Raw genomic sequence first — 26,283 nt, 5'->3', positions numbered from 1 at the left:
AGCTTCAATATATTGAAGGAGATTCAAAGAATCCTTACAACCGTCGGTGCGACGGGGCTAGCCTAATCATTTGAACGAACCGTTAGGTTCGTGCTCTTAGGAATCCCCCAACTTCAAGGAGTGTCAGAGAGTAAGTGGGGGTAGTTCAAGTCACCAGTTCTTCAATTGATCCCAACTAATTTCGCAGTGGGATATGAGTGAAACAAAAGATCCATTTTACTTGGCACTGGAAATAATTCAGTCGGGATTTGAATATCATGGTTAATAAGGGATTTGTGTTCAGGTCATTATCCTGAACAATAGAGAAAAGGATCGTTCGTTACTGTGTTAAAAATTTGTATAAAAGGAAGAAATAATGTCGAACTTAGGCGATTGTGAACATGCTGTCCCAACCAAGCATATACATAGAACGATGACCCTATTTAAAAAGGAGAGATCCAGAATGGCTGAAAACACGGAAAACAAACGAATGGCAAAGCAACCGATGCTTTATATCGCCCAACCTAAATTCAAACCTGCTGAAGTTTCCATGCAGACCAGCTTTCGTACCCAGCGGAGTCAGTCTGCTCCAGCACCTGCCGAGCAGCCCGCTAAATCAGAGGCACCCTCGACTTCTCTTCATGAAAAAGAACTGAGGCTGAGGAGCCAGAATAAAGCGGCACCTGCTGCCAGTCCACCAAAAGCGAAAGAGGAGGGACCTGCCGAGGAGTCAGAGAAGAAGGAACAGCCTGAATCTTCAAGAGATCGCAGACTTCGTTTCCATGAATTATCGCTTGAGGAAAAAGTGAACTACTTTTTCACGTTATCTCCACACGTGCCAAAAATGAAGTGTGAGGTATCGACCGAGGACAATAAATACAGAGGATATATTACGGACTATGAAGAAGGAATCGTCCACTTAAAGATTTTTCAGCGGCCCTTCCAGCAAGAGGTACCGTTTAAGGACATTACCGATATTCGATTAATCGGATTCTAAGAAAAAAACCGCGCTATGTCAGCGCGGTTTTCGTTTGATTATTACAGTGCTGCTGTTGCAGGCAGGCAAGTCACGTGGCAGAAGCAGTTAAGATCTACCGTAATACAGATACCGGAAGCGCGCAGGTTTCTGCAGCTTTGGTCAGCAGGAGACTTCGGATCAAATCCATGATGATGATGGTACCCATCAGATGATTCATCTGCTCCTCCTACATTGTTGTGATGATCAGCGAACAATAGCTCAACTACCGCACATCCGTCATGATCTACAGATTTAACACGGAAGAAGAAGCTTCCTCTAATCTCGCAGGCATCTCCACTTCTTTTCGAACCGTATCCTTTAAAAGGTTTGCAGCCATCTTTACAGTAAAGAATAACCGGAACCGTATCGAATCCAGAACCTCCGCCTGTATCCCCTAATAGATCAGCGATGGATTGCTCACAGCTCGTCATGCATTCGTGGATGACATCATTTTGAGCATCAACGATATCTTTAAGGATATCAATGACGCAAGAGCCACTATCATGTTTTTTACCACAGCTCATATTTATTTTCCCCTTTCCATACGAATTGACGTATTGTCTTTACTAGAATATGTTTTGACCCTTTGACGGTGTGGGCATTTGTCATATTTCCTGAATTCTGTATGTTTTTTATTGAATAATGGGCATGAGACCATACTTCATCGAGACAAACGCATAGAGTAACAGTGAATTCGAATAAGGAGATGAATAGCATGTCTGAGAAGAAAAAGGTCATTCGCGTGAAAGACCTTGTAATTGAAGCTGAAAACGTATTTATTGAACCTCAGCGTAAAGAACATCATGACCGTAAAGACCGTGTCGATCCATTTTTCGGGGGGCGCCGTAGAAAAGATGACGTAGCTGGTGAATCAAAAGATCGCCACGATGAGTCTTCCAGCAGCCGGGGCGGATTTTCCTGGATTTAATTAAAAAGTTCTTCAGCCACTACCGACGAGCGTAGTGGCTTTTTCTTTATGGCTTAGCTTGCGTTAATCACTGTGGTTGATCAAAAGATCTTCCATAATAAAGCATTTTCGTGGAAGACTCAGGTTCTAGGTGTTCACGGGGAAGGTACTGCGGCCGATTAGGGTACAGCGTATTTTTCTGTCTTACATTTTTAAAACATAAAGTAATCGGAACGGATTGTACAGATAAGCGAGGTAGTTGAATAAATTAATAAATATAGAGTTTTACCCGTGTCATGATTTTCAAAAGGGAGGTTTAAGAAATGGGGAGTATAACATGGTTGGAGTTATTATTACTGGGGCTTGCGAGCTTCCGGCTAACTCGGCTGATTGTAGATGACCTGATTATGGAATGGCTGAGAAGGCCCTTCTTTCATACGAAAGTAGTTGAGCTTGAAGATGGGAAGAAGGAAGAATGGGAAATACCGAACGGCTGGATCGGGGAGGGGCTGAGCTGTCACTGGTGTGTCGGTGTCTGGTCGGCACTTATTAATTTTCTTCTATATTACTATATTCCTTTTGGTTATTTTCTAGTGCTGATCCTGGCCATTGCCGGTTTACAATCGATTTTCTATAAATGGAGTGAAAAGCTTTCATGACGGAGAAAAAAGAGAAAACAATCTTTGAAGTTTTACAGGAAATCAATGAGGAAACGTCGAAAAACTATGGAATCATTAAACAGCCTGAGAAGAAGTTCCAGGGCTGGGATCAGGACATTCAAGCCTGGGACCGCAGGTTTTCCAAACGGATGACGGATATGGAGCGCTTCTTGAATAAGCAGATGGGTAAAGTCGAACGGTTTTTTGAATAAAGGATGCGTAAGGGAGGTATATCAGGTTCGGAAAAAGGGTATGGGTCTATAGACGAGGAGGAGTTATAGATGGGGTATATATTGCCGGTTAATCATTATCAATATAAGGATTATCATGATCGTACAATCCAGACTGAACGCTCTCCTTTTATGCTGGAACAAATTTTTAAAACGACGCTCGATAATCGATTAAAGCAGCATGAGCAGTCACGCGAAGAGGACCGGCTCGAATATCAGGAAATGAGCCGCAATCTTTTTACCTCTAAGGATATGCATGCCGTGAAGAATCCATGGCAGCCAGCCAAGCCAGCTCATGAAAAAGTATATTCCGATGTAACAGGAAAAGGGAAACACTTTAGCGAAAGTATTTAGAAAAGCTAAAGGAGTTGATCTTGTGTCTTTTCATTCCATCAATGAACACTGTTATTACTATAGCGGTTCCGTGAATATCGGATATATCCATAAAGGAACAGACGGCCTGCTGATTGATGCTGGCCTGGACCGTTCCTCTATAAAGAAGGTGCTCAAGGAGCTGAACGAACGCGAGCTTCCATTGACGCACCTTTTTATTACGCATGCGCACGCCGACCATTACGGGGGAGCGGCTTATATCCAGCAGAATTACGATGTCTATACGCTTGCGCCTGTTTTTGAAGAAGCCGTTCTGAAGTATCCAGGTCTTGAACCGCTGTACTTATTCGGGGGCAATGATCCGCTTGAAGAGCTGCAGAATAAGTTTCTGCAGGGTCCTGCGATTACCATTGATGAAGTGATTGAGGAGGGGACGTTTCAGGCCGGAGCCATTGAAGGAAAAACCTATCTTATGCCGGGCCACAGCTATCACCAGCTTGCCCTTCGCGCCCACGGAATTCTCTACGCAGCGGACAGTTATTTTGGAGTTGAAACTTTACATAAGCATAAAATCCCTTACCATTCTGATGCCGATCGAACACTTAAAAGTCTGAACCGATTACTGACCATTTCGTGCGATGGCTATGTACCCGGCCACGGAGAGCTAGAAGAGGACGCATCAGCTACTATTCAAACCAATATCGATTATCACGAAGAGATCCTGGATATGATGGAAAGCTGTATTCAGGCACACGAAAAAGGGATCAGCCATGAAGAACTCGTTGCCGCCATGTGTGAACACTATGGGGTAAAAGCTCCTCAGCTGTCCCAGTGGTTATTGTACCGGACGGCCGTTACGGCGTATGCGATTGCTTTAGTGAAGCAAGGAAGGGCGGTCCATCAGATTCAGGACCACCGTTTTATTTTTACAGCATTAGAAGCCGATCAAAAATAGCTGCGGCTCGCCTTCTTTATATTCGGCGTAAAGGACGTCCTCCGGTGAGTTAAAATTCTGCGATTGCAGTTGACGTTTCAGCCAGGCTTCATTCTGGCCGATTTCCTCCAGGCTGTCCCAGATGACTTCACCGTCACTGATCAACGTACGTGGTAGTGGAACGGCTTGCGGTGACAGGTTCATGTCTCCCCGAGTTACGTTCTGATACTGGGAAGCCTTTAACACTGAAACGGTACCATCTGTTTCAAGTACGGCATACTGTACTTCCTGTACCGAAAATACGTCTTTTGCTCGCAGCAGGTGCTGCAGTTGATTGATATCCAGCTTGCTTTTCTTAAGCTGCTTACGGTCGATGTCCCCTTTGTAAATGATCAGCGAAGGTCGGCCTTCCAGCAGCCCGCGGGTCGATTTATATTTTTCTGTTATGATTTCCGTAACATAGATGAGAACGCCCCACAAAAGTACGGCAAAACCAATCTGAGGAATGCCGACTTCTTTATCATAAAGCGCATTGCCTACAAGCTCTCCCAGTACGAGGGCAGCGATAAAGTCGAACGCGGTGATTTGCGTGATTTGTGTTTTTCCTAATACTTTGGTGAGAATAAATAAGGCCAGGAAACCGAACAACGTTTCCACCGTAATTTGAAGATAATCCATATATGATCACAGTCCTCGTCAATTCTTTATCCTTCATTGTGGACAAAAAGGAGAGGACCTAAACGAAAAAACTGCCGATCCAAGTGGATCGACAGTTTTTTCTCGTTTATAAGGTTTTTATCATCGTAACGTGAGGAATGCCAGCATCCATAAATTCGCCGGATACGGTTTCATAGCCTAATGATTGATAGAAAGCTTCTGCATGCGTCTGCGCATTCAGCTTGGAGGCTTGATACGTATGCTCTTCAATGAGAGATTCCATAAACAGAATCATCTCTTTGCCATACCGCTTGCCCCGGTACGGGCGCTTCACGCAGATGCGTTCAAGCTTTCCGTAATCGCCGACAAACCGCAGACGAGCCGCAGCGATCGGCTCACCCTGCTCATAGCCTACCAGGTGAACGGCCGTGTCATCGTGTTCATCGATTTCTAAATTCTCCGGCACGTTCTGTTCATCAACAAAGACGACGCGTCTTACGTGAAACGCGTCGTCTTTCTCTTGTGGACTTGCAACCTGTCTGATCTCCATGTGCTTATCCCTCCCCAAGACGGAAGGTTTCATACACGCTCCAGGCACCGTTCTCCAGCTGATAAAGAAGCTGGAAGCGGCCAACGTTATCCTGAATGTCGAATTTGTTCATGCTTAAGCTGCCGTATACATCGAAAAACTCATCATCCGAAAGCTTCTGGGCAATCGTAATGTGAGGGACGAATTTAAAATCCTTCTTCTCCGGCAGGCTGCCTGTATGAAGCTTTTCATTCAAGTCGAAAATCTCCTCAGAAGGCTCCACTTTCAGGTAGATCGTATTCGTTACCGGAGAAAAGGAACTCACTTTGTAGATGCCGTAAGAAAAAGGCTCGGTATTCTTCGCAATTTCTTTTAATTCAGGAATGATTTTTTCCTCGATTTCACTTTCTTCCGCTTCGAATGGTTCTTTGACTGTAATGTGTGGCGGAATCAAAGCATAGTGCGGGTCATAGCGTTTACGATAGGAATTCGCGACATCTTGTACTTTTTTTGATGGAAATACTGCAATACCGTATCTCATGGAAAATACCCCTCCTGATTCTTATTTCAATTCATTTATTCACCAAAAATGGTTAATAAAGCGCGTTTGAAATCCTTCTGCCACGTGCCCCACGTATGATCACCTTCAAGCTCGTGGAACGTATAGCTGCACGGACGTCCGGTCAAGTAGTTATTTAAGTCACGGTTCGGCTGAAGGAAGTTCTTCCTGGCACCTTCCGTTGTCTCCACGTCATACTCCTGATCACCGATCGTGTGGTAAATCGTTAACGAAGACATATCTTTTGAGGACTTAATCACTTCAAACACATGTTCATCCACATAAGGGCTCTGCATAATCACATTGCCAAAAACATTCGGAAACTTCACTGCTGTCATGAACGAAACCGTTCCAGCAAGCGAATCCCCGACAAGCGTTCGACCACTGCCCATATGATAACCCGGCAGCTCTTCATCAAGGAACGGAACCACTTCGCGGATGAGGAAATTCACATATTCCGCCTGTTTCTTTCCGTCCGGATGATATTTATCCTGTCGATCGTACTTGTCCCTATAATGAATACCAATAAAAATGGTATTCTCAATCTTTCCTTCACCATGCAGCTCATCACTTAGTGTGGCCGCACGTCCCAGCTGGAAATAATCGTTACCATCTTGCATAATACAAAAATGGTACTTATACAAGGGGGAGAAATTTTCTGGGGTGTACACTTTTAATGTCATTTCTTCATCTAGATAGCTGCTATTAATTGTATATTCAGTCATGGATCCTTTTCTGCCCAATCCGATTACCTCCTAACATGCAAATAAGCTCCTATCCAAATTCCCGCTGCCTTCTGTACATAAACGTACCATAACTATTTTATCATATAATTATGTAAAAAGTAGAGCAGACGAAGAAAGCGCTTGATAAATAGGATATTTTGAGGATATTTACACGTTGTTCACAAAAAATTAAAATTCTGTTGACACGAATTCGGTTACGTTGTATATTATTAGTTGTCAGACGACATCTTATTACATACGATTCCGTAGCTCAGCTGGGAGAGCGCCACCTTGACAGGGTGGAGGTCGTTGGTTCGAGCCCAATCGGAATCATCCATACAAAGTGTTGCGTCATGAGTCGCTCTCCAGAGGCGGTTCGTGACGCTTTTCTATTTTCGAGGACTTTACGCAAACTTACCGAGGACTTCTCGCAGGGTTGATATCCTATAATTTTCATTCAGCGAGCACGCTTTTCCGTGAAATTAACGGAAGGAGCGTGCTTTTTGCGTTTAAATAAATTATTCTATATGTTCATTTTGGTCATATCAGCAAATTGTCAGATTAGTAAGGAGTAGTGGAAAAAAAGAAAAAAAGTAGTTATTGAAGGAATATGGAAAGATTTATCGAATTATTTTGCTATTAAGTCATTAATTCTTTTGAGATAAGGAGGTCAGTAGGCGGTCTTAATGTCAACGTTTCGTAGATCATGGATTTCAGGTTCTTATTAAATTATGGATGACAGAACAGTCGAGTAAAGGAAGGTTTATCTCATTCTTAACGTGTACAAGAATGGAAGTTAAGCAACCGTTTACCTTGAGACTGTTCTTTTTTTATCTTTACCAAGCTAAGCCTTTTCTTAATGTCCATTGCTTTAGATCAGGTTCATAAGGAGGCATGGTGGCGTTCCATGGATAAAATTAATTCGCAATTTTTAAGCATGGGAGACCAGGATCGTAAAGTTATTTACCTGAAGAAATACCTGAAAAAGTTCGGTTATTATCATTCTTGTCCTTGTCTTGAAGAAGCATTCTGCAAACATGTCGATGAAGCTGTGAAGGATTATCAGTTGTATTTTGGGTTGTCTATCACCGGAAAATTAGATGAACCTACGATTACTCAGATGCAAAAGCCTAGGTGTGGATTGCCTGATTTGTTACCAGGGGAAGATGTTCGTAAGAAAGTAAACGATTATAGCCTAAGTGGTGGTAGATGGGAAAATACGAACATCAGGTATTTTTTTCAGAATGGAACGAGCGATATTTCTGGGACTAGAGAATGGGACATTATGAGGCAAGCAATGGATCGTTGGGCAGATGTTACGCCTTTAACATTTACACAAGTGACGACGGAAGCGGACGCTGATATTCGATTTTTATGGGCAACAGGAAGTCATGGAGATGACGATCCATTTGATGGCTTTGGAAATGTACTTGCTCACGCTTTTTATCCGCCCCCTGTAAACTCACTTCCTACTGCTGGTGATGTTCACTTTGATAACGATGAAAAATGGGATACAGAGGACGGTGGATTTTGGTGGTGGAGGCGACGTGATCTTCTTACTGTGGCGATTCATGAAGTTGGCCACGCTCTTGGTCTAGCTCATTCCACTATAGGTAACGCGATTATGTGGCCAACTTATGAAGGAGAAAGGAGAACTTTACATTCAGATGACATTGAAGGGATACAGGCGCTTTATGGTTCTCCAGTCAGGCCCGCTGGTTCAAGGTTCGCAGAAGCAAGCATGTGGGCATTAAAGAACGCAGGAGGGTACGGAACCATTTCGATTGACTTAGGACGCCCACGGCGATTTGTCGCATGGGGAACCATCACCATGATGGATTCCCTATCCGATTTAGATAGAGATAACGCTGTCGTTGCAGAGGTGTTTCAAGTTGATGGAATAGAAACATGGAAAGCTGTATCTGGCGGTGATCACTGGGGTGCTGCTGGTAATTCCTCTAATGTACACCAGGGAGCGTATGTTGGTTTTGGACAAACCATTACTTTTCGGATTCGTTCCATGCACCCTAATGATATGGAAGCTTACGGTGTGGGGTCAGTTATGGTACTGGATGAATGATAGACAAACCTAGAAAGGAAAATGCCGATGTTAGTTTACATGATCTATGATAAAAGCAATGGAGAAATCGTACACATGCATCGTAATGTAGATATTAATGGAAGAAGTTACACGTGTACGGAAGAAGAAATTCAACGTATGATACCTCCTCATATCGACCAAAAATCTGTCGGCTTTATTTCAGCTGAATTTGAACAACCTCCTTCAGGAAGACAAGTGAAAATGAGTGTAGATGTTACGAAAAATACGCTTATTAAGACATTCATCGATAAAGATGCACCTATTAAAAGGCAGGAATAAAAGTCAGGAGGCTGCATATGGATGCATATGAAATTAGCATGTGGGGACTGAAAAATCATGGGGGCAGCAACACCGTGACGATTGATCTCGGACGGAACAGAAGCTTTCTTGCCTGGGCATCCGTAACCATGATTGATTCACTTAATGATTTTGATGCGGACAATGCTGTGGTTGCAGAGGTGTTTCAGGTTGATGGCGTCGAAACGTGGAAGGCAGTATATGGAGGGGAGCACTGGGGTTCTGCCGGAGATTCTTCCAATGTTCACCAGGGAGCTTACGTAGGATACGGCCGAAGAATCACCTTTCGGATCAGGTCGGTTCATTCAAGTGATTTAGATTCATATGGTATGGGTGTAGTAGTAGCTCAATAAGTTAAAAATAAGTATATGGATTTACTAGCGGACTGAATAAATGGAACTGTCCGTCCTATTTATTCAGTCTTGCACCTATAGAGACAAATCATTTGTATGTCAGGAATTAGCATTTTCTATACATAGAATTTCACATTCAACTATTTTCTAAAAGCCTCTAACAAGTTTACCTACACTTTGGGAGGCTTTTTCTTACATGTTTTTAGTAATGGAAGCGTAAATTTTAATAAATATCATTTGTGAGCAGTATTTAGAAGTTCGGGAAGCTCAGAGTTCTGAACTATACAAAAGGCTCTTCCTTGTATATTTATTATTGATTTTTTGAATGAAAAACCACCTTGATTAGACAATTACCTGGAAAAGTATATCCTTTTAAATGATATAATAGTAGTAGGTATTTAAAACTAAATAAGGGGAGATTGATCAGTGGAAACATTCTTAATGATCCTAATGTTAACGGCTTTAGCAGGTATGGTAGTCTTTATTGTTTTAACTTTCGTAAAAGGTAAGGATAACAGACGCAGGAATTTGGCTAAGTCAGGTGGTTGTCTATACTTATTTCTGGCCCTGGCAATGATTTTAGGATCTGAGGACGGAGCTTTCCAAACCTTTTTAGGAATTTTGATGTTCACAGCTTTTGCAGGTACGGTAATCTTTGCTGTCTTAGCCTTTGTAAAAGGTAAAGGTAACAGGCTCAGGAACTTTGCAAAATCAGGGGGGTGCCTGTTCGCACTTCTCGTTATAGCCGTTATTGGAGCACCAGTTGAAGAAACGCCTATTGCTCAAGAAGTTACAACGGAAGCTTCCGCAGAGGCTGAAGAGAAAGCTGAGCAAGAAGAGGAAGAAAAGAAAGTAGAGGAACAAGCAAAGAAAGAGCAAGAAGCTGAGGAGCAGGCGAAAAAAGAAGAAGAAGAACGGATAGCAAAAGAAGAGGAAGAACGTAAAGCTAAAGAAGAACAAGAAGCAAAAGAGGCTGAGGAGCAGGCGAAAAATGAAGAAGAGGAACGAATCGCAAAAGAAGAGGAAGAGCGTAAAGCTAGAGAAGAACAAGAAGCAAAAGAGGCTGAGGAGCAGGCGAAAAAAGAAGAAGAGGAACGAATAGCAAAAGAGGAGGAAGAACGTAAAGCTAGAGAAGAACAAGAAGCTGAAGAAGCCCGTGTAACGGTTTCTCAGGAACAGGCGGTTAGAATGGCTAAGGACTATCTTGACTACACGGCATTCTCTAAATCAGGATTAATCGATCAATTAAAGTTTGAGGGTTTTAGCACAAAAGACGCAACCTATGCTGTAGAAAACATAACGGTCGATTGGCAGGAGCAGGCGGTTATTATGGCTCAAGATTATCTTGATTACACTTCTTTTTCACGCCAAGGACTAATTGAGCAATTAACTTTTGAAGGATTCAGCACAAAACATGCGACCTACGCTGCAGGCCAGGTTGGTTTATAAAAGATAAAGGGAGTCGTTATTTGCTGCTCCCGTTATCTTTAGATCTATCTTTTGTGTAACCACAATTTTAACAATTTTTAGCATTATCATAATGAATCTACTTACGCCACAGCCTTCTAAGTTGTTGGTCAATTTACTATAGTGATGCCGAGATATTGTCCGAACCCAATTGTTATCATCTATATAAAGTGCGAAGGGTTATGCTCCGTATCCAAAGTCGGTGTAAGCTCTTTTTCTTTACTGAACAATCTTTACAAATTTCCTGAGGATTTCTCGTAGGTTTAGCATTTAAAATAGAACTTCTATGAAAAACTTTTTGAATATAGTATTTATGATTTGGAAGGAAAAAGTGAAAGTGTTAGACTTGATTTATCTTTGAACCTTTCACGATTGCAATGGGCATGCCCCCTGCGAAAGATTATTCAAAGGTGTGGCCTCACCTTCAATTAAAGGGTGGGGCTTTTTCTTTTAAATCCTTTACATAAGAATCCCCGGAGTTGTTTTGGTAACCCCGGGGCTGATTTTTTAACTTAATTCCTGGTAAAGTTCATTTGGGTTAATAAAATTAATACTACTGACCTTTCCTTCTTCATCCGTTTGGGCATGCCCTCTAATTTCTACCGTTTTATTTTCACCGCTTTTGTTAGTGGTATAAGACACATCCATCGAAAATTTGTAATAGCCTTCCTGATCCTCTATCGTTATACCTTCCGTTTTTAACTGATTCTCTGGATGTGCTGCTTTTAGGTAATAGGAAGCATCTGGAGTTTCTATAAAAGAAGCTTCATAGAAACTGTCGCTTACATTGGGTTTATATTGCTGCTCAAAGTATTCAGCATAATCACTAAGGTGCTTCTGGTAGGCTTCGCTCCCAAATTCCTTGTTTGCCATACCGTCTAATGCTGTTTGTAACTTCTTATTTGGTCCATTAAACATGCTCTCTAAAGCAGCTCGTATATTTTGCTTGCTTTCACTTTCATCGTCGTTCTCTTTGTTTTCTTCGGCTGAGGATTCGGAAGTCGAGTTGTTTTCTGCTCCTGAAGAACTTGAATTAGAACTGGAGTTAGAGCACCCAATAGCTAGAAACAGTAAAGAAAACCATACGACAAACTTAAAATACTTCTTAGTTCCTCTCATTTTAAACAAAATCCTCTCCATTATAGAAATTTAATTTACTCTTTGTTTACGAGAGATCCCTTCAGAAAGTTTCAAATTATTCTAAATTTGTATAATATTGGATATTAATAAAATGGAACAAGTTCTATTAGAACGCAGATACAGTGACAGGTGATTTTGGAATAATCGTCGTACATTCATCCTTGTATTTGATTCGTATAGGGTACGTTAATACTCCAAGGAATCCGCCCCTTTCGCCAATGGAGGGGCTTTTTATACTTATGGGTACTTGATGATAAGATGGCAGGTTTTATTTTTAAAACTTTCTTACTTTTAAAAGTGAGTAAGCAAAGCTTTGGCTACTTAGAGTCTGTGCCTTGCTTTTTGTCTGTTATGTTATAGGTATCTCTATTTCTCTTCTTTACAACATAATTCATAATCCCTAGCTCTTTTTTTCTCATTCTTCCATTTATTCGTAGATTGTTTGTCTTATGTCGAAAAAACTCACGTGCTCCATTGTAGGTGGTGTACCAGCGCTTACCGATTAGGGAAAAGCCCCCATGATCGTGCTCGGAAAGCTTTATTGGTCGAAAGCACGTGCCAAACACTTCGTCTTCCCATTCAATAATACCTAATGCTTCTTGTTCATCCGTCCACATGCTGCATATTTTTTTCAATACTACTCCTCCCGAAAATAGCTTATTTCACCAAAAACCAGTCCTTAATTTGCCGCCATTTTGATGACGATAGTATAATTTATGTACCAACTTATGCCACCTTACTTTATTAGTAGTAACTACCTATTATTCCATAATTTTCTGCAAAATTCCACAATTGAAAAATAAATCAGAGACAGAAAGAATCCTAATCTTGAAGGTAAGACCTTACGTCAAAGGAGAATACAATAGTAGCAGCTTTTCACAGTTTTTTGCCTCTGCGGTATAATCAAATTCCCGAAATGTGCAATAAAATTATGGCAAATAATAGTTATCACAATGCGATTTTCTCATGTATAGTTAAAGCATAATGCAGGAAGAGTGAGCACGGACTTAAATATACTAAGGGGGAGATAGAATGCGAAGGATCATCTTATCGACTGAAAGCGGTGCCGACTTACCGGATGATTTAGTTGAAAAGTACAATATTCAAGTCGTCCCTATGCACATCATTATGGATGGTAAGGATTATTTAGACGGTTCATTGCCGGTTCAGGATATATATGACTATTACGAACGTACGAAGAAAATACCCTCTACGACCTCCACAAATGTTCATGAGTACCAAGAATTCTTTACAAATATAAGAGAGAATTTTCCGGATTGCACCATTATCCATATTGGCTATACATCAAAAGCGTCTTCATCTTTTCAGCATGCGGTCATTGCGGCGGAAGAATTTGAAGACATCTTTCTTATTGATGCTCTAAACGTTACGGGAGGATTAGCTGCCATTGTGTTGGACGCTGCTAAAGCTTTAGAAGAGGAACCTGACATTGAACCTGAACGCTTTGTTGAAAAGATAGAGGCAATTGTTCCTAAATCAAGGCTGGCTTTCATCCCAGGCAGCCTGGAGTTTCTCAAAGCGGGGGGACGTGTGAGCAATATGGCTTCTCTCATTGGAACTCTGCTTAAAATAAAGCCATGCATTGAATTGAAGGATGGAAAGCTTATGTCTACAAAGAAGTACCGCGGGAAAATGAGCAGAGCCACTGAAAAACTCTTCCGTGATTACTTAACTGAATTCAATATCGATAGGAAGCAGATTTATTTTATTTACTCTATCGGACTGGATGAAAGGATCAAGCAGCGGATGGAGGAGGTTGCCAAAGAAAATGGCTTCCAAAATGTAAGATGGATTCAGGCGGGCGGGATGATATCGACTCATTCTGGCGCCGGGGGCTTCGGGGTAGCGGGATTAGAGGAATAGTACGGGCTGGACCAGAAAAATTGTAAGCAGTTCGTAAAAATCAGGGGATTAGTTGGGGTTTTTATCGAAAGGAAAGTAGGAGACTGGCGGAACGTATCATCTCTAGTTAGTCACAAAGGGGCTGTCCCATAAAGGCCAATTTATGACTTTGGGCCAGCCCTCTTGTTAATGTAAGAATCTAACTTACGTTTACCTTCAATTTATCATATTTGCGTTAGGTTTTATTATGAATTTCCTATTGTGAAACTTGAACTTTTAAATTATGAAGTACCTATTTTAACAATTGACCCAAACACCGTAGTCTATTAAACATAACATTATCAAATATGTTAGCGTTTAGGGGAAGCCATTATACTGCTTCAATCTATAGGTGGAGGGTTAGGAATGAAGAGAAAAGGATCTTACAAAGCAGCTATTTTCATTCTTTTATTAACTGCTTTAAGTGTGACCGTTTTTATTACAATAAATAAATATAATGCTTATCATGATTATCTTGAAAATCGTGTATTTAATTCTTCTTTCAAGTGGTTTGATATTGATTTTGGTACTTACAGTGAGCTTATCGATGAGGCCATAAGTGAGGAAACCATTGATTTAAAAACCGTTATACAAATAAATAGTATATATACGAATGGAAAAGATAATTTCCAAGAATTATCTCATATTGCCCAAGTTGTAAAGGGTGCTGATTTAAATAGCAGTCGGATTCTTAATAAGTTACAGGAGATTTCCACTACTCTAACATTACTTAAACAAGAGGTAGAAGAAAGTGGAACTGGTACTCTGAAGCTTTCTGGAGATCAGATTAAATTTTTAAATAATATCAAAGCATTCAATTCAATATTTGAAGATACATTAAAGGAATATTCAGATATAGATGACGAAAAATTTTTTGAATATGACAAATCAATATTGGATTGAATATCTATCCAATGTAAGTAAGCATTCGGATAGCATTAGAATATTTAACGTTTACTAATGTATGTTGTTTTTCACCTGTATAAGGCGCCCCGATAGTCTAGTATTATCATAATCTTGTGGTTTGAGTACTGCCTTTCCTTGCCTTGTCCATACATAACTAACGTTATATAATGAGAACATAACTTATACATAAAGGAGGGAAAGTCATGCATACGTTCACGTTAGACATCAAAAGTGAGAGTAAATATCTTCTTTATATGATGTCTATCATTGGAATTTCAGCCGTCCTCGGGACAAGTGTGTCCTTTTTTAGCTGAAATTTCATAGATGTGAACGTACGTATGAACTCCTAAAAATAGCGAATCAGCCGCACGGGAGTGTTTCCGTGTGGCTTTTTATGTATAAGAGAGGACGAATTTCAATGTTTAAAACAAAACGTAGTATTTATATGCTGTATGGGTATATATTTTTTGCGCAGTTATTCTTTGACCGTGCCTTATGGGTTATTTATCTTGGCGACAGAGGAATGACGTTCGGTCAAATCGGTTTATTAGAAGCTTTTCTTCATTTAGCTATTGTTTTATTCGAGGTGCCTACAGGGATGATTGCAGATTTATACGGGAGAAAAGCAAGTCTCCTGATCGGAAATTTGTTTAGCATCCTTTACGGACTGTTCATGTTAATCAGCGGAACGTTTTCGATGTTTACGCTGGGCTTTTTATCTATGGGACTTATGATCACTTTCCATTCAGGCGCCGAGCAGGCGTTTGCTTACGATACATTGAAAAATGAAAACCGTGAAAAGGAATATACCAAGGTAATGGGAACGATGACGGCTCTTGCCTTGTTGTCTCTCAGTTTTGCCAAATTTCTCGGCGGTTTTATGGCGGATATCAGCTGGGAGTGGGTGTATGGCTCAACCATCTTCACACACGTACTTGCGTTAATTCCTCTTTTCTTTTTGAAGGAACCGGAACGTGAAAAAACAGAAGAGGTGGCAGGCCGGTGGTATAACCAGTGGGTGCACCAATTTAAATTGGGTGTAAATGTATGGAGGAATAATCCGGCTATTCACCAGCCTGTGATACTGTTTATCCTGGCAAGTGCGGTGATGGTGATTATCGTTTTTTACGGTCAGGAATACTTCATTCAGTTAGGCTACTCTTCTGTGGTGGTAGGAGCCGTATTTACGGTAGAAGGACTCCTCGGGGTCGTAATGGCGAAGATGGCTTATAAAGTCGAAGAACGATTTGAATTCTTCAATATCCTGTATTATGGTTTAGGGCTTTTCCTTATGTTTTTCATGCTATTTATATTTGCCACGGACTGGGCCATTCTATTATCATTTTTGTTCCTTGCCCAGCTGCTGAGTCTGTTCGAACCGATTTTCAGCTCATTTGTGCAAAACTTCTTGAAAAGTAACGTCAGATCCACGTTCTTTTCGTTAATTGGGTTAATGGAGAGCTTCATCATCATGGTCAGCTTTCCGCTATTTGGATTTGCGATTGAGCGTACGGGATTTACGGATGGTTTTGCGGGATTGCTTGTTATATTCGTTGCGATGGCCGGGGGATATCTGATCTTTAATCGGGTTGTAAAAAGTTGATAAAAGGAGCTTCTCATTTATTGAGGAGCTCCTTTTATGTGTGCGCTTTTGTGACATTATAGGAATAGAACTTCACTTAGGAGTGAGGGTCTGCCAGCTTTTCAGCTGTGTGATCCATCATTTCCTCTGATAATTGATAGGTGCTCCTTTTAACGCCTTTCATACGTAAAATGGACTTCTCTAATAGATTTAACTGATCCATATGAATCTCGTGACCAGCCACTTCTTTTACTACAGCATGATCGTACAATTTTTCAGAAAAACTATCCTTTAGTTCTCGTTCCAGCAGAGCAGGGTCCGGCTCTCCGGCGCAGATATAAAGTGCCACCTTTTTCTGGAGTAATTCCGTTTCCTTTTCTTCCGCAAACTGCCTTAATTCTTTTTGGATCTTCCCCATATAAATAGAACCTCCGAGAACAATTGTGTCGTAATCTCCTAAAGGTGGGATCCTCTCTTTCATAACGGATCTTACATGGACCTCTCCCGGCAATTTGGTACGTAACCTGTACGCTACCTTTTTAGCACTACCGTGTCTGGTGCCATAAACGATTAGGGTTTTCATGAGAAGGACCTCCTGTTACAGATTTGTGTTCGTTCACATGTTTCAGCATAAGAATAAGACAGTAGACAACGAAGATATTTAATAATGGAAATAGGGAAAGTTCTATAATGGAAACAGTTTCTCCGGATCTCATCATGTTTACCATCATAGCTGTGATCGCTGTCAGCATAGTGAGCCCTTTTACAATAAGGATAGTTCCAAGCAAATAACCAAACGCTTTTCTTCGGAGAACAAGTACGCCGGACAGAATAGCTGCTGGTACGATAAAACCGAGGTCGAGCACTTGGATGACGAGCGTCGTATAATGTTCAAGACCGACAGGCGGGGTATCTTGAATGATACTTGGCAGGATTCGACCTAGCCACAATGCGAGCAGCAGAACCGCCAGGAAGAACAAGAATCCAGCGATCGTTTTCACAGGGATATGAGCATCAAATGATTGATGCAGCTTTTCATAATCGAATGACATCATGGTCAGAGTAAAGGCAAAGAACGAAGCGGAAAGCAAGAGAACATACAATAAGAAGAAATCATTATACATAAGTAACAAAGCGTACGAGGCATAGGTGTACAAAAAGTATCCAATTGTGCCAGCAAGAAGGATTCGCCCCTTCATACTTCCTCTTCTAGCCCAGTGTAAAGAGAACCACAATAACGGCAGTCCGAATAAGAGGGTTACCCAGTCCTGAGCGATCACTTGAGCGGCCGCACTCACCGAGTCTAATTGGTATAATCCTTTCCCGTATAACGGGATATTCTCTCCCTGGATCGATTGAAACGAAGTGAAGGAAGAATTGCGGCTCGATGAAACTCCAACGAATGCTACGAAGAGGGAAATGATACCAGTGAGATAGACTACCCAGGTTATTTCTTTTTTGAACTTCATTTTTCCCACCTCCTAAATACCTTCTTACTTATGTTATATCACGGGGTAGAGGTGGATATGAGGAGCATTGATGACTATATTGTGAATTAATTCACATGTATCGAATATTGTGACCAACTGTATGTCATTATTGGATATGTGGTAGAAGCGGAGGACATGCTGGCGTGTTTGGAAAGGAAACGGCTCATCCTATCTTATTATCTCACGGCTTTTTGAGACATTGCGTTTTAGTATTTTTGTGCTAGTGGAGTATAGTTATATAGTTCTGCCATTTATTAAATCACCGTTCCTTTTTACATATTTTTACTATAAGATAAAACTACCTACATAGAGTTACTCACATGTAGAAAATCATAAAGGGGAGATTGTATGAAAAAGTTAGTAGTATTCTTGGGAATTGGGGCGGTTAGTCTAATGGTGGCTTGTGGCACAGATGAAGCAAGTAAAGAATTAGAGGCAAACGATACAGAGAAGGCAGAGGCGAAGACAGAGGAAGCACAGGCAAGTGATAGCAGCTCAAGTGAAGATAGTACATCCGAGGGAGATAAATCTAAAAAAGATGATATATGGACTTATTATGAGGATGCTAATTGGTCAGATGATTTTAAAGGACTAAAGAGTGAGATTCAGAAGGTGGTTGTTACGGAGGAAGCGCCTACTATGGAAGATGAAAACGCAAAAGAGTCTGCTGTAGGGGTTAAGTTTAAAATGGAGAACACCACAGACCATAAGTTTACTACCTACCCAGATCAAGCAACTCTAGTAACTAGCACAGGAGAACAGGTAGAAGCTGATATGTTTATGAGTGACTCTTTAGGCGGTGAGATAGATAAAGGTGTTATAAAAGAAGGAAATATTATATGGTATCTGGAACGTGGTGAAGCCAAATCAATTGAGTGGATAAAGATGGAGTGGGATGCACGTAATGGATCCGAGGATGAGTTGAGCGATGACCGCAAGGATTATGAGGTGGAATTGCAATTAAAGTAGATATTTATACCGATAACTTTACTCTATTAGTGTAACGTCCTGGGGGTCAAACCAAAGAATCCTTCTACTAAAGCATATGTTACTAGAGTATAATGTATGAACTAGCTTTATAGTTACCTAGATGCATATGTTTCCATCTTATCAATGACCAAATTCACCTAAATACAACTGTTTCCTTTATTAAGCAGGCTCAAGTAATCATTTGGCGAAATTGTTCAAGGAGAGGGAGGTGAAACAATGGCCGAAATTCATTTCGATGCAACGAAAAGTAAAGGAGTAACCCAAAGCACCGAGGGGCATGAAATTTACTATCAGGTTTATGATGTAAGTGGGTTAGATGATGGACAGGATTTTCAAGTGGAATATGAAACTAACGTTGATTTCAATCCACAACAAGAGCAGTTAACCTTTAAACAAGGAACCGAGACAATAGAGTTAAAGGGGCATATTTTTTATCTGGATAATGTTACGTAGGTATTAGAAGTAACTTAGTATCGGGCTTCAAACCCCAAAATTGATCAACAGAGTCTTTCAAATACACACTGATATATATTTATCACAAATGAAACAACGTGGTTCAGCATATTGCTTAACCACGTTGTTTCATTTGTGACTTTAAGATTGCCAGCTCTTTTACTATAGTTTTTATAACTTTATCAACTCCTTCAAAACACCTATCCTCATCTAGTTAAATGTTATTATTTTCCTTAAAATGAAAGGATTTCTATTGTTCATTATTGAAGTGGTGTAGACAACAAAATTTGAAGGGAGATGGTGATTGATGAAGAAAAAAGTCTTATCAATGGCTTTAGCAGGTACTTTACTTGCTGCTGGAGCCGCAACAGGACCAGTATTGGCAGGTAACAGTGCCAACGGTCCAAATTATGAAGGTAATGAGACGATTAAAAATGAACGCCTTCATAGTTATGAAGAGATGGTTAAAGTATTGGAGAAGGCTGACAGTCAATCTGAAGCTATGGAGCTTGAAACTTACGGAGAATCTGTAAAAGGACGAGACTTATACTTAGCAAAATTCTCTTCTGATGAAGATAATCCTACTGTACTATTTCTTACCCAGCAGCATGGAAACGAGACGTTAACAACAGAAGGGGCTCTTAAACTTATTCAGAATTTAACTTCAAACGGAAAGAAAACTCAAGAAATTCTAGATAACGTAAATGTTCTTATTGCTCCACGATTGAATGTTGATGGGGCAGAAGGAGATGTTAATTTCTCATTAGATGATTACGTATCAGGTACACATACGCGCTATAACGCAAATGGAGTTGATTTAAACCGTGACCATGTGGCTCGTGAACAGCCTGAAACGAAGGCCTTTCATGAGAATGTTTTACAAAAGTACAGTCCGGATTACATGATTGATCTTCATCACCAAGGTACACAAACGACACTGGGTGATTCAGATGAGCTTGTGTCAGGTTCTATTCTTTATCCGACGACAGAAAATGTAGATGATGAAGTGCTTCAACGTTCTAAGCAGCTTGGTTCTGTGGTTTACAATGCTGTAAGTGATAAAGGTTATGGCTTACTTTCTAAGTATCCTGGTGGAAAAGCAGAAACGATCAGCCGTAACGGTCTTGCAGTAGAATATGATGTCGCCACGTTATTGTTTGAAATGCGTGGAATGGCCGATCACGAATACGAGGATTATGTCCTGGGACAAAAGAGCAATGGCAAGCTGATTCAACAAGCCGTTACTGCAATGGAAGCCACACTTGAAGCTCTAGCTGATGGTTCTATTAACGATGCAGATACGTCCTTCTGGGATGACCTTCCGCTTAGTGGGTACGGCGAATAACAAAAATTTGAGGAGTGAATAATATGAAGAAAAAAATCTTAACTGTTGTCAGTACTCTTGCCCTTTGTACAAGTTTAGCCATGCCTACATACGCGGCAGGGAACCATCCAGGTACGCCTGAACAGCAAACTTACAACAGCTCTGGATTTACAGACTATGGCCAGCTTGTTAAAAAACTTGAGAAAATTGAACGATCAAGTCAAGGACGTGTAGACGTCGAAGTAGTAGGACAATCCAACCAAGGTCGAGACATTTACCAGGCACGTGTCGGTACAGGGGATCGTGTCATTTTAATTGAAAGTGAAATCCATGGTAATGAAAAAACCGGCACGGAAGCGATTTTAAATCTACTTCAGCATTTAGGATCCAGCAACTCTCCTGATGTAAAAGCCATGCTTGAAGAAGTTACACTCGTTACGCTGCCTAAAATGAACCCAGATGCTTCAGAACTCGATCGCCGCGGAAATGTCATGTCGTGGGAGGAAGTATTACAGGACTTCCCTCAACTAGAGGGAGCGGATGGTCCGACGTGGAACCACTACTATTCGGAAAATAGGGCCACTATACAAGGGGATGACTATGCATCTCAACCTGGATTCGATGTGAACCGCGATTTTAATCCAGATTTAGACTACACTCCTGAACCAGAAGACGTGCCGGGTTCTTCTTCACAACCTGGCTGGTATATCACACCTGAAGCTCAAACGGTTCGAGATGTATATAAAGACTTAGAAGATGAATTTGGTAAAGTCGATGTGTTTGTAGACTTGCATCACCAGGGACTTTATTACGTAGATGGAACGTCAGAACCCGTCACACTATCTCTGTCTGGTCAATTTGTTCCTGATCCATCAAGCGAAGCAGGATCTAAATATGCAGAGTATGAAGACACCTATGACTATGATTTCTCACGCCAACTGAATTTGGCTGCTTATGATGCTCTTCAATCTATGGGAAATTCCCCATTTGATAACATTACGTTGTACAGTCAAGGTCTTGACTTGCCAGGTACGGCACTAGGATCTTTTGCTTTAAATGGAAGTGGAACCGTGCTTTTTGAAGTTACAGGACAAACACAAAGCATGGGACAAAAGAAAAAAGGAATGCTTGTTAAAGCCGTAGAAACAGGGTTACAAGCGATTATTGAGGGCGTAGCAGACGGGTCAGTAGATGAGCTTGATCCAGAACGCTATGAAGATATTCCAGAAACATCTTATCAACCAGGTATTTAATAGTAACAATGGCTGGGACAAATCTAGTAAATTAAATTGAAAGTGGTCCGCATCGAAATGATGCGGACCACTTTTTTAGGGTTTTCTTATATTTGAGGTTTGGTGACATGTAATATTATTAATACTAGAATTTGTTTTTACCATGTCCCTACACCTAGAAAAGCGAGGCAAGACGCTGCACAGACTCCCGCACCTTATCATCTTCCATATTCGCAAACCCAATCACCAGTTTCTTCTTTCCTTCCTCCGTCATCTCGTAATCCTGTAAGAAAAAGCGGCGAATCGTATATAATACAATTTTATTATCTCTGGCACGCTCTTCAATCTCACTATAGGAAAGAGTAGTCTCAATATCTACTAAAAAATGAAGGCCGGCAGGAATGTTGTGAATGGTTATCTTGTCCTGAAACGTCTGGCGCAGTTCACGAATAAGCGCAGCCCGCTTCGCTTTGTAGTAGGCATTCATTCGCTTAACGTGTCTCCCATATTCCCCTTCATCAATGAAATACTTGAGTGTCCACAAGTTGAGTCCTGACGGGCCGTCGATCCAATCACCAAAAGCATTACGGTATCTTTTTAACAAATCAGGAGGAAGAACCATGTAGCTGATACGCAAACTCGGCAGCAGCGTTTTTGAAAACGTCCCGGTGTAGATGACCTGCTGGTTCTGGTCGAGACTTTGCAGGGAAGGGATATGATCGGTTCCGTACTTAAATTCACTGTCATAGTCATCTTCTACAATGTAACGAACAGGCGACTCGGCTGCCCAGTTTAAAAGTTCAATTCTCCTATTAATCGGCATGATCGTACCAGTGGGAAACTGGTGGGAGGGCGTTACAAACACCCATTGAGGGTCACTTTCTCGAATCTCCTGAATAGAAATGCCCTGATGATCCAGCCCCGCCGGACTTACCGGGAAACCCATGTTTTTCAGTAAATTATAAAACCGCTGATACCCGGGGTTTTCGACAGCCACTTGTGTATCTTTTGTTTGTAAGGACATGAGTTTATGAATGAGCGGCTGGGTTCCGGATCCGATGACAATTTGTTCGGGCCGGCAGCGCACGCCTCTTGTGAGAGCAATCATCGTTGCGATCGATTCGCGGAGTTCATAAGGCCCCTGGGGGTGTGGTAAAAGAGCAAGCTGAGTGCGATGGTGTTCCATGACTTTCTGCTGATACTTTCTCCATTTCTTAAATGGAAAGTGCTCCGCATCCGTCGCAATATGAGAAAACGTCACCTCGGGCTGAAATCCATTTTTAGTACCTTCCTCTTTCAATTCCTCTGGGAACGGCACGTCTTCTTCGTTTCTTTTAATATAACTTGTAATATCTTCTACAAAATACCCTTTGCGCTCTGCGCTGTATATATAGCCTTCCGCCAGTAATTGTTCATAGGCGTGGGCTACGGAATTGAGGCTGACCTCCAGATCCTGTGCCAGTTTTCGCTTGGATGGGAGCTTCTTTTTACTGAGACGGTCGTCGAGGATCAGGTCTCTTAAGTTCGTATAAATCTGCTTGTAAATGGCCGGTTGTTCGGCTCCTTTTTCAATATGGAAAAACACAGCTAGCTCCTCCTACAACGTATCTGGTCCCATTATTATTTAAAATCTGGTACTTTTAATTGTACCAGAAAATTGTCATAATTATCTATAAATTCTGCGGGAGGGATCAACAGTGACCAATAAAACAGTGAACAAAGACGAGTTGCAGCGAAAAAGAAAGAAGTACATACCAAAAGGGATAGGGAATGGGAACACCAATATAGCCGACTACGCAAGAGGTGCAAGAGTATTCGATAATGAAGGTCGTGAATGGATTGATTTTGCCGGAGCCATCGGTACGCTTAATGTTGGGCACACCCATCCAAAAGTAACGGAAGCTGTCAAAAAGCAGGCGGACCGCTATCTTCATCCGGGCTTTAACGTCATTATGTATGACAGCTATATCAATCTGGCGGAAAAGTTATGCACGATTACGCCTGGATCGTTCGATAAAATGGCGATGCTGTTTAATTCCGGAGCTGAGGCTGTAGAAAATGCGGTTAAAGTAGCCAGAAAATATACCAATCGCCAGGCTGTTGTTTCCTTTGAACGCGCATTCCACGGACGTACGAATCTAACGATGGGCATGACCAGCAAGGTGAAGCCGTATAAATACAATTTCGGTCCTTATACGCCGGAGATTTACCAGGCTCCATATCCTTATATGGCCAATAAACCTGAACAGATGACGGATGAAGAGTATATTGATTACAGTATCATGCGCTTTAAGGAGTATTTCGTCACTGCGGTCGCACCGGAAACGGTAGCTTGTGTCGTGATGGAGCCGGTCCAGGGTGAAGGCGGTTTCATTATTCCTCCGAAGCGCTTTGTGCAGGAAGTAAGAGACTTCTGCAGCGAGCACGGCATTGTTTTTGTGGCTGATGAAATCCAGACAGGTTTCGGCCGGACAGGACGTTTATTCGCAAGTGAACATTTCGATATTGAGCCGGATGTGATGACACTTTCGAAATCCCTTGCAGCAGGCATGCCGCTAAGTGCCGTGGTAGGGAAAGCCGAAATGATGGATGCTTCCTCTCCAGGGGAACTTGGTGGAACATATGCCGGGAATCCTGTAGCCTGCGAAGCGGCTCTTGCTGTCATTGAGGTTATGGAAGAGGAAAATTTAAGCGATAAAGCTGAACAAATTGGTGCTACACTGGAAGATAAATTAGTAGAGTTGAAAGCACGTCACGATTATCTTGGCGATATCCGCAGACTTGGCGCGATGGTTGCGGTAGAAATTGTTGATGCGGAAGGGAACCCGGATAAAGCCAAAACGGGGGCGATCACGTCCTATGCTAACAATAATGGGCTACTGCTGCTTTCCGCTGGCGTAAAAGGAAATGTGGTTCGTTTTCTGACACCGCTTGTGATTACAGATGAGGAATTGAATCAAGGGATGAGGATTTTGGAACAGGCTTTTGAGGAAGCGGCAGACTAATCGAAGAGAGGAAGAGGCTTTATGGGGAATACAATCCAAGTGAAAAACCCGGCGACCGGGAATATTTTGAAAGAAGTAGATGTGACCTCAGCTGCAGATATTGAAGCAGCCTTAAGAGAGGGAGATGAGGCATTCAAATCGTGGTCAAAGGTGAATGCTCATGAGCGGTCTAATTTACTAAAAAAATGGTCGACCAAAATTAAAGAAGAAACGGAACAGCTGGCGGAAGTGATGACGCTTGAAAGCGGAAAGCCGCTCAAAGAATCACGTGGAGAAGTCGCCTATGCGGCAAGCTATATCGATTGGTATGCGGAAGAAGCGAAGCGAATCTACGGGCGAACGATTCCTTCTCACTCAGAATCCAAACGCATTGTTGTAACCAAAGAGCCTGTCGGGCTCGTGGCTGCCATCACACCGTGGAACTTCCCGGCTGCGATGATGACTAGAAAAGCTGCTCCTGCGTTAGCCGCGGGCTGTACATTCGTGGTGAAACCTGCTGAAGAAACACCGCTCACAACGATTAGACTTGTCCAATTAGCCCATGAAGTAGGGATTCCCAAAAATGTGGTTCAATACGTAAATGGCCACGGGGCAGATGTTGGGCCGATTTTCACAGATAGTCCACTCGTCCGTAAAATCACCTTTACTGGTTCTACGCCAGTAGGCAAATTACTAATGAAAAACAGTGCGGCAACGATGAAACACGTATCCATGGAACTCGGAGGCCATGCGCCCCTTATCGTGGCAAAAGATGCCGATATCGATTTCGCTGTCGAACAGACGCTTGCTTCGAAGTTCCGGAACGCCGGACAAACATGTATCTGCGCGAATCGCGTGCTCGTCCATGAATCCATCTCAGATGAATTTTCAGAGAAACTTACCGCACGCGTCAAAGAGCTGAAGGTCGGCAATGGTCTCCATGAAGAAACGGATGTTGGGCCGGTTATTAACGCGGGTGGTTATGAAAAGATCCATACGCAGATTGAAGATGCCGTGGATAAGGGTGCGAAAGTACTCTATGGTCATCAATACGATAAAGACGATGAGAAAGGCTATTATTTTGTTCATCCTACTGTACTCGAAAACGTCGGGGAAGGCATGGACATTATGCAGGAAGAAACGTTTGGTCCAGTCATTCCACTTACCACTTTCTGTGATAATGAAGAAGCGGTGGAGATTGCCAACAATACACCGTTCGGCCTCGCCGCTTACTTCTTCACGAATGATTACCGAACCGGAATCTATTATCAGGAGAATTTGAAGTTCGGGATACTTGGGTGGAATGATGGTGCACCGTCTGCGGCACATGCACCGTTCGGTGGTATGAAAGAGAGCGGCATTGGACGTGAGGGCGGTCCTGAGGGGATCGAGCCTTACATTGAAACGAAATATCTTTCCATCGGAGGTATTGAATAGTTTTTTACGTCGTGGAAAGAATTATTTCTTCTCCAAAACGAAGTAATTGAAGGCTTAAGTACTCATGGGTGGTGTGGCAAGTGCGTTTCTGCTAG

At 41.9% G+C, this 26,283-nt stretch carries 29 protein-coding genes and 1 tRNA gene; 20 read left to right on the top strand and 10 right to left on the bottom strand.

Going from position 1 to position 26,283, the window contains the following annotated elements; translation table 11 throughout:
• Positions 1-442: 442 nt before the first annotated feature.
• Positions 443-976, top strand: coding sequence for a CotO family spore coat protein (locus ACTWP7_RS16435; RefSeq protein ID WP_443124129.1), 534 nt, complete (start codon positions 443-445; stop codon positions 974-976).
• Positions 977-1,017: 41 nt separating this feature from the next.
• Here ACTWP7_RS16435 and ACTWP7_RS16430 read toward each other — a convergent pair whose 3' ends face one another.
• A complete protein-coding gene (locus ACTWP7_RS16430) occupies positions 1,018-1,521 on the bottom strand; it encodes a CotY/CotZ family spore coat protein (RefSeq protein WP_014642595.1) in 504 nt (167 codons plus the stop codon).
• A 191-nt stretch (positions 1,522-1,712) separates the two neighbouring features.
• On the opposite strand from ACTWP7_RS16430, the gene ACTWP7_RS16425 reads away from it, so the two are divergent.
• The 5 genes from ACTWP7_RS16425 (at position 1,713) to ACTWP7_RS16405 (ending at position 4,081) form a co-directional block, all read left to right on the top strand.
• The gene (locus tag ACTWP7_RS16425; RefSeq protein WP_014642596.1) at positions 1,713-1,925 is read left to right on the top strand and encodes a hypothetical protein; all 213 of its coding nucleotides are present in this window, start codon (positions 1,713-1,715) and stop codon (positions 1,923-1,925) included.
• A 302-nt stretch (positions 1,926-2,227) separates the two neighbouring features.
• Entirely contained in the window at positions 2,228-2,563 is a 336-nt protein-coding gene (locus ACTWP7_RS16420) for a DUF1360 domain-containing protein (RefSeq protein ID WP_443124128.1), read from the top strand.
• Positions 2,560-2,775, top strand: coding sequence for a hypothetical protein (locus ACTWP7_RS16415; protein ID WP_443124127.1), 216 nt, complete (start codon positions 2,560-2,562; stop codon positions 2,773-2,775). The genes ACTWP7_RS16420 and ACTWP7_RS16415 overlap by 4 nt, the downstream gene beginning before the upstream one ends.
• Before the next feature lie 69 nt (positions 2,776-2,844).
• Positions 2,845-3,147 (top strand): hypothetical protein, encoded by a 303-nt coding sequence (locus tag ACTWP7_RS16410; protein ID WP_443124126.1) that lies wholly within the window; start codon positions 2,845-2,847, stop codon positions 3,145-3,147.
• Positions 3,148-3,169: 22 nt separating this feature from the next.
• Complete coding sequence (locus ACTWP7_RS16405; protein ID WP_443124125.1) at positions 3,170-4,081, top strand: MBL fold metallo-hydrolase; 912 nt, start codon at positions 3,170-3,172, stop codon at positions 4,079-4,081.
• Here ACTWP7_RS16405 and ACTWP7_RS16400 read toward each other — a convergent pair.
• The 4 genes from ACTWP7_RS16400 to ACTWP7_RS16385 form a co-directional block, all read right to left on the bottom strand.
• Positions 4,061-4,738 (bottom strand): DUF421 domain-containing protein, encoded by a 678-nt coding sequence (locus ACTWP7_RS16400; RefSeq protein WP_443124124.1) that lies wholly within the window; start codon positions 4,736-4,738, stop codon positions 4,061-4,063. The genes ACTWP7_RS16405 and ACTWP7_RS16400 overlap by 21 nt on opposite strands.
• Before the next feature lie 106 nt (positions 4,739-4,844).
• Positions 4,845-5,267, bottom strand: a complete 423-nt coding sequence (locus ACTWP7_RS16395; protein WP_443124123.1) for a GNAT family N-acetyltransferase — start codon at positions 5,265-5,267, stop codon at positions 4,845-4,847.
• Between the two features lie 4 nt (positions 5,268-5,271).
• The gene (locus tag ACTWP7_RS16390; RefSeq protein WP_443124122.1) at positions 5,272-5,787 is read right to left on the bottom strand and encodes a 2'-5' RNA ligase family protein; all 516 of its coding nucleotides are present in this window, start codon (positions 5,785-5,787) and stop codon (positions 5,272-5,274) included.
• A gap of 35 nt (positions 5,788-5,822) precedes the next feature.
• Positions 5,823-6,548: an alpha/beta hydrolase gene (locus tag ACTWP7_RS16385; protein ID WP_014642606.1), complete on the bottom strand. Its 726-nt coding sequence runs from the start codon at positions 6,546-6,548 to the stop codon at positions 5,823-5,825.
• Between the two features lie 242 nt (positions 6,549-6,790).
• On the opposite strand from ACTWP7_RS16385, the gene ACTWP7_RS16380 reads away from it, so the two are divergent.
• The 5 genes from ACTWP7_RS16380 (at position 6,791) to ACTWP7_RS16360 (ending at position 10,730) form a co-directional block, all read left to right on the top strand.
• Positions 6,791-6,863 (top strand) — tRNA-Val (locus ACTWP7_RS16380).
• 574 nt (positions 6,864-7,437) lie between these two features.
• The gene (locus ACTWP7_RS16375) at positions 7,438-8,610 is read left to right on the top strand and encodes a matrixin family metalloprotease (protein ID WP_443124121.1); all 1,173 of its coding nucleotides are present in this window, start codon (positions 7,438-7,440) and stop codon (positions 8,608-8,610) included.
• A 27-nt stretch (positions 8,611-8,637) separates the two neighbouring features.
• On the top strand, positions 8,638-8,910 hold the full coding sequence (locus ACTWP7_RS16370) for a hypothetical protein (protein ID WP_443124120.1): 273 nt from the start codon (positions 8,638-8,640) through the stop codon (positions 8,908-8,910).
• Positions 8,911-8,927: 17 nt separating this feature from the next.
• Positions 8,928-9,281, top strand: a complete 354-nt coding sequence (locus ACTWP7_RS16365) for a hypothetical protein (protein ID WP_014642609.1) — start codon at positions 8,928-8,930, stop codon at positions 9,279-9,281.
• Positions 9,282-9,707: 426 nt separating this feature from the next.
• On the top strand, positions 9,708-10,730 hold the full coding sequence (locus tag ACTWP7_RS16360; RefSeq protein ID WP_443124119.1) for an Ltp family lipoprotein: 1,023 nt from the start codon (positions 9,708-9,710) through the stop codon (positions 10,728-10,730).
• Positions 10,731-11,255: 525 nt separating this feature from the next.
• On the opposite strand, the gene ACTWP7_RS16355 is transcribed toward ACTWP7_RS16360, so the two are convergent.
• Positions 11,256-11,867, bottom strand: a complete 612-nt coding sequence (locus tag ACTWP7_RS16355; RefSeq protein WP_443124118.1) for a hypothetical protein — start codon at positions 11,865-11,867, stop codon at positions 11,256-11,258.
• A 338-nt stretch (positions 11,868-12,205) separates the two neighbouring features.
• Complete coding sequence (locus ACTWP7_RS16350; RefSeq protein WP_443124117.1) at positions 12,206-12,523, bottom strand: hypothetical protein; 318 nt, start codon at positions 12,521-12,523, stop codon at positions 12,206-12,208.
• A gap of 397 nt (positions 12,524-12,920) precedes the next feature.
• Between ACTWP7_RS16350 and ACTWP7_RS16345 the strand changes: the two genes are divergently transcribed.
• The 3 genes from ACTWP7_RS16345 (at position 12,921) to ACTWP7_RS16335 (ending at position 16,299) form a co-directional block, all read left to right on the top strand.
• The gene (locus tag ACTWP7_RS16345; RefSeq protein ID WP_443124116.1) at positions 12,921-13,772 is read left to right on the top strand and encodes a DegV family protein; all 852 of its coding nucleotides are present in this window, start codon (positions 12,921-12,923) and stop codon (positions 13,770-13,772) included.
• A gap of 384 nt (positions 13,773-14,156) precedes the next feature.
• Positions 14,157-14,693: a hypothetical protein gene (locus ACTWP7_RS16340; protein WP_443124115.1), complete on the top strand. Its 537-nt coding sequence runs from the start codon at positions 14,157-14,159 to the stop codon at positions 14,691-14,693.
• 421 nt (positions 14,694-15,114) lie between these two features.
• Positions 15,115-16,299 (top strand): MFS transporter, encoded by a 1,185-nt coding sequence (locus tag ACTWP7_RS16335; protein WP_443124114.1) that lies wholly within the window; start codon positions 15,115-15,117, stop codon positions 16,297-16,299.
• Positions 16,300-16,375: 76 nt separating this feature from the next.
• On the opposite strand, the gene ACTWP7_RS16330 is transcribed toward ACTWP7_RS16335, so the two are convergent.
• The gene (locus tag ACTWP7_RS16330) at positions 16,376-16,861 is read right to left on the bottom strand and encodes a flavodoxin domain-containing protein (protein ID WP_443124113.1); all 486 of its coding nucleotides are present in this window, start codon (positions 16,859-16,861) and stop codon (positions 16,376-16,378) included.
• A complete protein-coding gene (locus tag ACTWP7_RS16325; protein WP_443124112.1) occupies positions 16,824-17,747 on the bottom strand; it encodes a hypothetical protein in 924 nt (307 codons plus the stop codon). The genes ACTWP7_RS16330 and ACTWP7_RS16325 overlap by 38 nt, the downstream gene beginning before the upstream one ends.
• Before the next feature lie 369 nt (positions 17,748-18,116).
• Between ACTWP7_RS16325 and ACTWP7_RS16320 the strand changes: the two genes are divergently transcribed.
• The 4 genes from ACTWP7_RS16320 to ACTWP7_RS16305 all read left to right on the top strand — a co-directional run bounded on the left by ACTWP7_RS16320 (position 18,117) and on the right by ACTWP7_RS16305 (position 21,788).
• Positions 18,117-18,737 (top strand): hypothetical protein, encoded by a 621-nt coding sequence (locus ACTWP7_RS16320; protein ID WP_443124111.1) that lies wholly within the window; start codon positions 18,117-18,119, stop codon positions 18,735-18,737.
• A gap of 237 nt (positions 18,738-18,974) precedes the next feature.
• Positions 18,975-19,211 carry a hypothetical protein gene (locus ACTWP7_RS16315; protein WP_443124110.1) on the top strand — a complete coding sequence of 79 codons (237 nt, stop codon included), beginning with the start codon at positions 18,975-18,977 and terminating at the stop codon, positions 19,209-19,211.
• 307 nt (positions 19,212-19,518) lie between these two features.
• On the top strand, positions 19,519-20,556 hold the full coding sequence (locus ACTWP7_RS16310; RefSeq protein ID WP_443124109.1) for a M14 family metallopeptidase: 1,038 nt from the start codon (positions 19,519-19,521) through the stop codon (positions 20,554-20,556).
• A gap of 23 nt (positions 20,557-20,579) precedes the next feature.
• A complete protein-coding gene (locus tag ACTWP7_RS16305; protein ID WP_443124108.1) occupies positions 20,580-21,788 on the top strand; it encodes a M14 family zinc carboxypeptidase in 1,209 nt (402 codons plus the stop codon).
• 154 nt (positions 21,789-21,942) lie between these two features.
• Here the strand turns inward: ACTWP7_RS16305 and gabR are convergent, their stop codons facing one another.
• Complete coding sequence (gene gabR, locus ACTWP7_RS16300; protein ID WP_443124107.1) at positions 21,943-23,352, bottom strand: MocR-like transcriptional regulator GabR; 1,410 nt, start codon at positions 23,350-23,352, stop codon at positions 21,943-21,945.
• A gap of 112 nt (positions 23,353-23,464) precedes the next feature.
• On the opposite strand from gabR, the gene gabT reads away from it, so the two are divergent.
• Both gabT and ACTWP7_RS16290 read left to right on the top strand, forming a co-directional pair.
• The gene (gene gabT, locus ACTWP7_RS16295; RefSeq protein ID WP_443124106.1) at positions 23,465-24,772 is read left to right on the top strand and encodes a 4-aminobutyrate--2-oxoglutarate transaminase; all 1,308 of its coding nucleotides are present in this window, start codon (positions 23,465-23,467) and stop codon (positions 24,770-24,772) included.
• Between the two features lie 21 nt (positions 24,773-24,793).
• Positions 24,794-26,188: an NAD-dependent succinate-semialdehyde dehydrogenase gene (locus ACTWP7_RS16290; protein ID WP_443124105.1), complete on the top strand. Its 1,395-nt coding sequence runs from the start codon at positions 24,794-24,796 to the stop codon at positions 26,186-26,188.
• Positions 26,189-26,283: the final 95 nt, after the last annotated feature.

The sequence above is a fragment of the Halobacillus sp. B29 genome, from assembly GCF_052246755.1.
GTDB lineage: Bacteria > Bacillota > Bacilli > Bacillales > Halobacillaceae > Halobacillus > Halobacillus halophilus.
The sequence above is the reverse complement of the archived record's forward strand: the minus strand, read 5'-3'. Positions and strand labels throughout refer to the sequence as shown.

Excerpts from the sequence above, each read along its gene's own strand:
- ACTWP7_RS16410 (WP_443124126.1), top strand. The coding sequence starts at position 2,845 with ATGGGGTATATATTGCCGGTTAATCATTATCAATATAAGGATTATCAT.
- ACTWP7_RS16435 (WP_443124129.1), top strand. The coding sequence starts at position 443 with ATGGCTGAAAACACGGAAAACAAACGAATGGCAAAGCAACCGATGCTT.
- ACTWP7_RS16345 (WP_443124116.1), top strand. The coding sequence starts at position 12,921 with ATGCGAAGGATCATCTTATCGACTGAAAGCGGTGCCGACTTACCGGAT.
- ACTWP7_RS16390 (WP_443124122.1), bottom strand. The coding sequence starts at position 5,787 with ATGAGATACGGTATTGCAGTATTTCCATCAAAAAAAGTACAAGATGTC.
- ACTWP7_RS16375 (WP_443124121.1), top strand. The coding sequence starts at position 7,438 with ATGGATAAAATTAATTCGCAATTTTTAAGCATGGGAGACCAGGATCGT.
- ACTWP7_RS16415 (WP_443124127.1), top strand. The coding sequence starts at position 2,560 with ATGACGGAGAAAAAAGAGAAAACAATCTTTGAAGTTTTACAGGAAATC.
- ACTWP7_RS16395 (WP_443124123.1), bottom strand. The coding sequence starts at position 5,267 with ATGGAGATCAGACAGGTTGCAAGTCCACAAGAGAAAGACGACGCGTTT.
- ACTWP7_RS16305 (WP_443124108.1), top strand. The coding sequence starts at position 20,580 with ATGAAGAAAAAAATCTTAACTGTTGTCAGTACTCTTGCCCTTTGTACA.
- ACTWP7_RS16325 (WP_443124112.1), bottom strand. The coding sequence starts at position 17,747 with ATGAAGTTCAAAAAAGAAATAACCTGGGTAGTCTATCTCACTGGTATC.
- ACTWP7_RS16420 (WP_443124128.1), top strand. The coding sequence starts at position 2,228 with ATGGGGAGTATAACATGGTTGGAGTTATTATTACTGGGGCTTGCGAGC.
- ACTWP7_RS16310 (WP_443124109.1), top strand. The coding sequence starts at position 19,519 with ATGAAGAAAAAAGTCTTATCAATGGCTTTAGCAGGTACTTTACTTGCT.
- ACTWP7_RS16430 (WP_014642595.1), bottom strand. The coding sequence starts at position 1,521 with ATGAGCTGTGGTAAAAAACATGATAGTGGCTCTTGCGTCATTGATATC.
- ACTWP7_RS16370 (WP_443124120.1), top strand. The coding sequence starts at position 8,638 with ATGTTAGTTTACATGATCTATGATAAAAGCAATGGAGAAATCGTACAC.
- ACTWP7_RS16330 (WP_443124113.1), bottom strand. The coding sequence starts at position 16,861 with ATGAAAACCCTAATCGTTTATGGCACCAGACACGGTAGTGCTAAAAAG.
- ACTWP7_RS16315 (WP_443124110.1), top strand. The coding sequence starts at position 18,975 with ATGGCCGAAATTCATTTCGATGCAACGAAAAGTAAAGGAGTAACCCAA.
- ACTWP7_RS16355 (WP_443124118.1), bottom strand. The coding sequence starts at position 11,867 with ATGAGAGGAACTAAGAAGTATTTTAAGTTTGTCGTATGGTTTTCTTTA.
- ACTWP7_RS16290 (WP_443124105.1), top strand. The coding sequence starts at position 24,794 with ATGGGGAATACAATCCAAGTGAAAAACCCGGCGACCGGGAATATTTTG.
- ACTWP7_RS16365 (WP_014642609.1), top strand. The coding sequence starts at position 8,928 with ATGGATGCATATGAAATTAGCATGTGGGGACTGAAAAATCATGGGGGC.
- ACTWP7_RS16400 (WP_443124124.1), bottom strand. The coding sequence starts at position 4,738 with ATGGATTATCTTCAAATTACGGTGGAAACGTTGTTCGGTTTCCTGGCC.
- ACTWP7_RS16320 (WP_443124111.1), top strand. The coding sequence starts at position 18,117 with ATGAAAAAGTTAGTAGTATTCTTGGGAATTGGGGCGGTTAGTCTAATG.
- ACTWP7_RS16425 (WP_014642596.1), top strand. The coding sequence starts at position 1,713 with ATGTCTGAGAAGAAAAAGGTCATTCGCGTGAAAGACCTTGTAATTGAA.
- ACTWP7_RS16335 (WP_443124114.1), top strand. The coding sequence starts at position 15,115 with ATGTTTAAAACAAAACGTAGTATTTATATGCTGTATGGGTATATATTT.
- ACTWP7_RS16340 (WP_443124115.1), top strand. The coding sequence starts at position 14,157 with ATGAAGAGAAAAGGATCTTACAAAGCAGCTATTTTCATTCTTTTATTA.